9 protein-coding genes are annotated in these 7,567 nt (G+C 28.0%); all 9 read left to right on the top strand.

Translation table 11 applies throughout. The annotated features are described in order from the left end of the window. The coding region (locus tag BM384_RS13640; protein ID WP_139232123.1) for a tail fiber domain-containing protein at positions 1-2,455 on the top strand (2,455 nt) is incomplete at its 5' end. 37 nt (positions 2,456-2,492) lie between these two features. Beyond that, positions 2,493-2,690 carry a BhlA/UviB family holin-like peptide gene (locus tag BM384_RS13635; RefSeq protein ID WP_090014412.1) on the top strand — a complete coding sequence of 66 codons (198 nt, stop codon included), beginning with the start codon at positions 2,493-2,495 and terminating at the stop codon, positions 2,688-2,690. 12 nt (positions 2,691-2,702) lie between these two features. Beyond that, the gene (locus tag BM384_RS13630) at positions 2,703-3,182 is read left to right on the top strand and encodes a cobalt ABC transporter permease (protein WP_090014411.1); all 480 of its coding nucleotides are present in this window, start codon (positions 2,703-2,705) and stop codon (positions 3,180-3,182) included. A gap of 51 nt (positions 3,183-3,233) precedes the next feature. Beyond that, positions 3,234-3,455 (top strand): hypothetical protein, encoded by a 222-nt coding sequence (locus tag BM384_RS13625; RefSeq protein ID WP_090014410.1) that lies wholly within the window; start codon positions 3,234-3,236, stop codon positions 3,453-3,455. Between the two features lie 92 nt (positions 3,456-3,547). Further along, positions 3,548-4,405 carry an N-acetylmuramoyl-L-alanine amidase gene (locus tag BM384_RS13620; protein ID WP_090014409.1) on the top strand — a complete coding sequence of 286 codons (858 nt, stop codon included), beginning with the start codon at positions 3,548-3,550 and terminating at the stop codon, positions 4,403-4,405. A gap of 479 nt (positions 4,406-4,884) precedes the next feature. Next, complete coding sequence (locus BM384_RS13615; RefSeq protein WP_175537390.1) at positions 4,885-5,232, top strand: ASCH domain-containing protein; 348 nt, start codon at positions 4,885-4,887, stop codon at positions 5,230-5,232. Between the two features lie 45 nt (positions 5,233-5,277). After that, the gene (locus tag BM384_RS13610; RefSeq protein ID WP_090014406.1) at positions 5,278-6,327 is read left to right on the top strand and encodes a hypothetical protein; all 1,050 of its coding nucleotides are present in this window, start codon (positions 5,278-5,280) and stop codon (positions 6,325-6,327) included. Beyond that, entirely contained in the window at positions 6,305-6,688 is a 384-nt protein-coding gene (locus tag BM384_RS13605) for an ASCH domain-containing protein (protein ID WP_090014405.1), read from the top strand. The genes BM384_RS13610 and BM384_RS13605 overlap by 23 nt, the downstream gene beginning before the upstream one ends. A 3-nt stretch (positions 6,689-6,691) precedes the next feature. Continuing rightward, a complete protein-coding gene (locus tag BM384_RS13600; RefSeq protein WP_090014404.1) occupies positions 6,692-7,207 on the top strand; it encodes an ATP-binding protein in 516 nt (171 codons plus the stop codon). Positions 7,208-7,567: the final 360 nt, after the last annotated feature.

Here is a 7,567-nt window from a genome sequence, read left to right as displayed (position 1 = left end):
AGATATAACAGACTTAAATACAGCTAATGCAAAGATAGGAATTTTAGAAAACAGCACAGCTTTAATTAATAATTTACTTGCAGGCAACATAACAGCAGACATGACACAAACTATTCATCTTACAGGAAAGAATGTTGTAATTGACGAAGGTATTATAAAAAATGCGATGGTTGAAAGCTTAGATGTAGAAAAGATTAATGCAGGTATAATTTCAACAGATAAGTTTCAAATTAAATCAAATACTGGTGGCATAGAAATTGTAGGAGAAACACAGCAGTGGAGAGATGAAAATGGCAGAGTAAGAATGATTGCAGGAAGGGATTTAAACAATAAATTTACCTTTGGTGTTTTTGATGAAACTGGGCAAGGAACTTTAATTGATTCTACTGGAGTAAAAGAAAAGGCTTTGGCTGATGGCATTATTAAAAATCGTATGATTAATAATAATGAAATTAGTGGTAAAAAGATTAATATAGATAGTCTTATAACTGAGGTGAATTCAAATAATACAAATTCTATAAAATCTACTAAAGTGTTACTTAGTGATGAGGGACAAACTTTAGATATAGGATTTAAAAATGTTAATAGTAGTATAAGTAAGCTACAAGAAAATACTACAGCACTACAGACAGAAGTAAGTGTTCATCAAGGAAAAATCGAAGGACTAATTAAGGAAACAAAAATAGATTCTAATGGAGCAACAGTGAATTTAAAAGATGACTACATATCTTTAAAAGCTACAGTTACAGGAATTAATTCAAGTGTTTCTTCAGTTAAGAGTTCACTAAGTTCTTTAAATAGTAGAGTTACATCTAATACAACAAATATAAGTCAGCTTAATAATAAGATAGCTTTAAAGGTTGAGAGTAGTGATGTTATTAATGCTATTAAGCAAATAAATTTTAATTCACCTAATTATATTAAAAATGGCTGCTTTTTAAATGGTTATGATAATTGGGATGAGACTTTAGAAGAAGATTCAACAAAAAGTATTGTTGATAGTACAAGTGGTTATAAGAAAGCTTTTAAGATAGTTACTAATGCAAATAATCAAAACATAGTTCAAGATACTGAGGTACTGCCAGCTAATACAGTTTATACAGCCAGTACTTATTGTTATATTGAAAAGGGAGTAGCTTCTTTAGTAATCTCTATAAGAAATTCAAGTGGAAAAACTGAGACTTATGAAGTTAAGTCTTCAGGATTAGGATGGCAATGGCTTGAATTAACTTTTACTACTAAAAGTACTAATTCAGTTGGTTTATATTTAGGTAATTATTTTAATGGATCATCAAGCTTTGGAACGTATTACTTTACTGCAGTAAGTATTGTAAAAGGAAAGTACAGAAATGATTGGCAGGAAAGTTCTACTTATGTTAATACAAGCCTTGCAAACTTAAACATTGAGAAAAACAAAATTGTTACAAGAGTAAGTAATGTAGAAACTAAATCAACGAATTTAAATAATACTGTAAGTAGTTTATCTACAAGGGTAAGCACAGCAGAGCAGGCAATAACTCCATCAAGTATAGTTGCTAAAGTTACTTCAGGAATAACAGGGGGAAAGCCTTTAAGTACAACAGCTTGGAAGTTAGAGAAAAACAATTTTAATGTATATAATGGAGCTTTTAATCTTTATAATAGTAAAAATATTAAAGTGTTCTGGGTTGATACAACAGGTAATACTTCTCTTAGGGGAAGTATTTTTAATTATGATAGTAATAATGTTTTAAGAGCATCTTTAACTGATAAGAAACTTCATATATACAATGAAAGTGGAAGTTATATTGGAGGTCTTGGAAGCAATAGTTATGTCAATAACTCTTCAATCAAAGGTTTAACACTAGATCTTGATATGGCAGGAAAGTATATTTCATTTGCAGTTAAAAAATCATCAAGTTCTAATACTTATAATACAGTTTTCGCTTATCATAGAGCAGGCAGTTTTGATAGCGAAGGGTTAAATGGATATGCTAATTTTAATATGCATGGCTATAACATAACTAATTCTGGAAATCTAGTAGAATCCAATTATATAAAAGCTATGAACTGGGTAAGTAATGATGGTGGTGGAGGAACTAATTATATTCAAGTAATAGTGAATAGAACTTCAAATCAATTTGCCAGAGGAATAACAACTTGGGCATCTGATGAAAGGCTTAAGTTTAATATCAAAGATACAAAAGTTAATGCACTTACTGAAATAAGTAAGTTTAAACATAGACAGTTTAACTGGTTAGAGAATGGAAAGCATCAAGATATAGGATATATTGCACAGGAGCTTGAAAGGATAAATCCTGATTATGTTTTTAAAGTTAAACAAGCAAATGGGGATTTTATATATCAAATAAGGCCTGAAATGATTATTCCTGTGTTATCAAAAGCAATACAGGAGCTTAAGGAAGAAAATAATATTTTAAAAGAAAGAATAGATAAGATAAGCAGAGAGTTTTAAAAGCTTCTCTGTTTTTATATTTGAAAGGTAGTGTTTTATGGAGGATTTAATGAGTGCAGCATTACAGCAGGGGTTAGGATATGGACTATTTGTATCTTTACTTTTGTATGTGCTGAAAACAACAGGAAATAGAGAAAAGAGGTATCAGTGTTTATTAGATAATATGACAAATAAGTTTAATATCGTTGAAGATATTAAGGAAGATGTTAAAGAGATAAAAAATAAGATTAATTAAGGAGAGAGGTAAATGGAACAAATAATAAATGGAGTAATGCCAGCAGTAACAGCAGCATTAGTTGGAGTAATAATCGTAATTATTAAAAATGTAGGAGATGCATTAATTAATTTAGCTGAGGTGAAGGCTAAGGAGCTTTCACAAAAGTACAAATTAGATAAGTATTCAGAGCTTATTAATACAGCTAAGGATATATGGAATATTGTTGAGGAGAAGTATAGGATAACTGAGAATGTTGAAGAGTTACTTGAAAGTAAGGCTGATATGTTTGATAGATTACTATTAAAGAAAATACCTACATTAACTCAAGAACAGTTAAATGAAATAAGACAAGCTTTGGCAGGTGAATTTAATAAAGGTAAAAATGCATTGAGTGAAGATGATATTAAGAAAGAAAACATAAATCTTAAAGAGAATAATAAGTCTTTAGAGGATGAAAATAAAAGTCTAAAAGAACAACTAATAAAAGTTCAGGATCTTATTAAGCTTTAATATTAATTTGATATAATAATGTTATATCAAATTAAAGGGAGATAAAGTTAAATGAAATCAGTAGATGTAACATTTCAGGGAATTAAGTGCAAGCTAGAGCATATAACTAAGGGCAGTTATGGATATGATGGCAAAGAAAGATATGAATTATGGACAAACATAAAGTATAGTAAAATTTCAGAGCTTCAATCAAATGGATTTGAAGATTTTGATAGAGGATTATATTACAAAGTAATAGATGAAAATATAGCTAAAGAATTATTAAAAAAATAAATAGATTAAGAAGTTAAGAAGAGAAAAGTAAAATGCCAGTTTACAAGGCATTTTTATTTTTCTCTTTTTTAGATATGAAAGGATGATGTTAAATGAAAATTAATTTAGATATGGGACATGTTTTAAGAGGAGCAGATACAGGAGCAGAAGGATGTGGAAGAAGAGAACAAGATTGTACTAGAGAGATTGGATATAAAGTAAAAGATAAGTTGGAAGCTTTAGGACATAGTGTTTGTGTATGTAGTGTTGATAGTGCATCAACTTTAAATGAAAGTTTAGCAGCAAGAGTTAATAGAGCTAATGCAAATGGAGGAGATCTTTATGTTTCTATTCATTTAAATGCAGGAGGTGGGCATGGTACTGAAGTTTATACATATCAAGGAAGAGAGTTGAGTGTAGCAAGGAATGTATTAAATAATATTTGTAGCTTAGGTTATACAAATAGAGGAATTAAAGGAGCTAATCTTTATGTTATAAATCATACAAGTATGACTGCAATGCTTATTGAATGTTGTTTTATTGATTCTAGTGAGGATATGAATAGATATAATGCTGAGGATATAGCTAATGCTATTGTAAAAGGATTAGTTGGACAAACAAGTAATAATGCAGTTAATGTTAATGCTCAGCAAGGCAATCTTAGTGTGAGTAATGATTGGGTAAGAAGATTGCAGGCAGAATGCAATAGACAAGGGTTTTCTAATCAAGTTGTTGATGGTATTCCTGGACCTAATACTTTGTCAGGGTGTCCAACTTTGAAGTTTGGAGCTAGAGGTAATATTACTAAGTTACTTCAAGAAAGGTTAGTTGAATTAGGTTATGATACTAATGGTGTAGATGGAATTTTTGGAAATGGTACCTTAAAAGCAATCAAGAGGTATCAAATAGATGAAAAGATAGGTAAGGATGGTATAGTAGGAAAAAATACTTGGTTAAAAATATTAACCTAAAAATATAATTTGAGCATTTACTTAAAAAGATAAAAATATATTGTAAATAAGATCACGTAACAGTATTTGATTTTTTGTGTACTTATCATGAAATAAGTTTAAAAAAATAGGATTTTTTGATAAGTACACATAAAAAAGTGATGAGCAATTATTTTTGTATGCATATAGAAGTTGTACATTTACATATTGTAAATTAAGAAGAAAATATCAATGAAATGTAAAATTAAGAAGAAAGTATGATTACACAGATTATTCAGAAATTTAAAAATTCATGAGTATTAAATAAAGAATAATTTGGCAATAATGAATATTGGCAATCATTTCAAAGTAAGAAGTTTTTGTTTATTTGATAAAATATTATAGAAAGATAAATAATTATATATATGTAATGTAAAAAGGTAATTCTTATTGAAATGCGAATGTATGTTTTGTATAATGGAATAAATAGGGAAAGTATACATAAGAGGAAGGTGTTCTTTTTGATTCATAAAATGAAGTTACAAGAAAAAGAGTTTAATAATATTAAATATAATAATAAGGTGATAGAAGTACGTCTTAATGATGAGAAAAGAAAGAAGATAAAGAAAAAAGATGAAATAATATTCTACAAACAACCATTATTGAAAGAAACTATAAGTGTTATTGTAAAAGATGTTTATAGAACAAAAAAATTTTATGATATTTATTCTAAATACAAAAGTGATAAATTTGGATATCCAAATAAAGATACAGAAGATATGTTGAAGATTATATATAGTATATATAGCAGAGAACAAGAAGCTGAAGAGGGAGTTGTAGCAATACAATTTGAAGTGAAGAACCAATAAAATTAAAAAAGATTTTAATATAATACTTGTTTGGGGGAGAATTGTATGGATGTAATTAAAAAGAAACTCTTTAAAGAGATTAATTTAGGAGATAGTTTTTTCGATTCTTTAAAAGAGGATTATCCAGGTTTTGAAAAGTGGTTTTGCAGCAAGGCAAATAAAGAAGCATATGTCTTTGAGGAGGATAACGGAATTCAAGGATTTTTATATTTAAAAGAGGAAACTGGTGAGAATGAAGAAGGTATTACACCTAAGCTACCTGAAGGGAAAATCTTAAAAGTAGGTACTTTTAAGATTAATGCACATGGAACGAAGCTTGGAGAAAGATTTATAAAGATTATTTTAGATGAAATGTTTAAGAGAGATTTAAAAAAATCATATGTAACTATTTTTTCAAAACATAAAGAGCTTATAGAATTACTTGGCAGATATGGATTTGTGCATTATGGAACTAAGAAGAGTGAAGCAGGTTGTGAAAATGTTTATATTAAAGATACTGAAAATATAGTTAATGATATATTTAAAGATTATCCAAGAGTGCATGTAGATGGAGTGAATAAATTTATGCTATCAATATGGCCTAAATTTCATACTAGAATGTTTCCTAATTCTCAACTTAAAACTGAAACTAGTCATGTTGTTGAGGATTTATCATATACAAATAGTATAGAAAAGATATATTTATCTGCTGCTAATTTGAGCAAATATCAGAAAGGTGATATTGTTGTTATTTATAGGACAGCTGAATATGGTAAAAAAGCAGAATATTCAGCTGTTGCAACATCAGTTTGTGTCATAGAAGAAATAAAAAATATATGCGAATTTAGAAGTTATGATGAATTTAAAAAATATTGCATTAAACATAGTGTTTTTTCAGAAAGTGAATTAAATAGTTTTTGGAGAACTAAGAAGTATAAATATATCATTAATATGCTATATAATATTGCATTACCTAAGCGACCAATTAGAAAAAAACTTATTGAAGAAGTCGGACTTAGTAGGGAAGCAAGATGGGTTGCTGTAGATCTAACAGATGATGAGTTTTTTAAAATTTTAGAATTGGGTGAGATTAATGAAAGTTTTATTATCAATTAAACCAGCATATGCTGAGAAGATATTTAAAGGTGAAAAAAAATATGAATATAGAAGAAGTATATTTAAAAAAGATGGTGTTGATACAATAGTAGTATATGTTACTAAACCAGTGGGAAAAGTGATTGGTGAATTTAAAATAGATAATATAATAAAAGGAAACCCAAAAGATATATGGAAGGAAACTAAAAAATATTCAGGGATTAAGAAAAAAGATTATATGGAATATTTCAAAGAGAGAAAGAATGGATTTGCTATATGTATAAAAAATGTTGAAGTATATGAAAATCCATTAAATTTAATAGATTTAACTCCACCAATAAAATCTGCACCACAATCATTTAGGTATATTAAGGAGATGTAAATAATGTATGAGAGTGTAGGGAAAGGAATAATTTTTGTTGGAGGTGTACATGGAGTAGGGAAAACTACACTATGTAGTAAGATAGCTAAAAAGTACAATATTAATTACTATTCATCTAGTAATTTGATTTCCAAGTTAAGTGATGAGAAGCTAAGAAGTGATAAATTGGTTAAGAACATAAATAAAAATCAAGATATACTTATTGAAGCAACCAATAGATATATTACAGATGATAAAAGTTGTTTATTGGATGGTCATTTTTGCCTGATAAATGATAAAAAAAATATTGAAAAAGTCCCAATAAGTACATTTAAAAGACTAAAAATAAAGAAGATTATTATAGTAACAGATAAAGCATTAAACATAGTGAACAGACTATACAAGAGGGATAATAAAAAATATTCAATAGATTTTATTAATAAATTTCAAATTCAAGAAATTGAATATGCTAAATATGTTAGTAAGGTTTTGGATGTTTTATATGAACAGATAAGCTTAGATGATAAAAAAATGGTATGAAGCTGTCAACGATTTGTCAACACTGACAAAGTTTTATAAAAAGATGATAAATGAAATTAAGTGTAAATAAAAATTATGCAATCTTCGAAAAGCAAGTAATATATATGCTTTAGAAAGATTGCATATGTTTTTTAGTGCAAATAAGTTTTTATACCATTTATAAGGGTAACAACCCAATGGTAGGATGCACAGTTGCAGTAGCAGTTGCAGTTGAAGAAGCTATGAACAAATAGTCTATTTTAAAGGCTTTAGAGCGTTTTAAAAGAATAGAAGTTCTTATATAAGGACAGTTCTCATCATATGATAATAGATTAAATTCTATTGATTATGATGGGAGCTGTCTTTTTTTGTTTCTAAAAG

The sequence above is a fragment of the Clostridium sp. DSM 8431 genome (genome assembly GCF_900116755.1).
Lineage (GTDB): Bacteria > Bacillota > Clostridia > Clostridiales > Clostridiaceae > Clostridium.
This window is presented reverse-complemented; position numbering and strand designations above follow the sequence as displayed.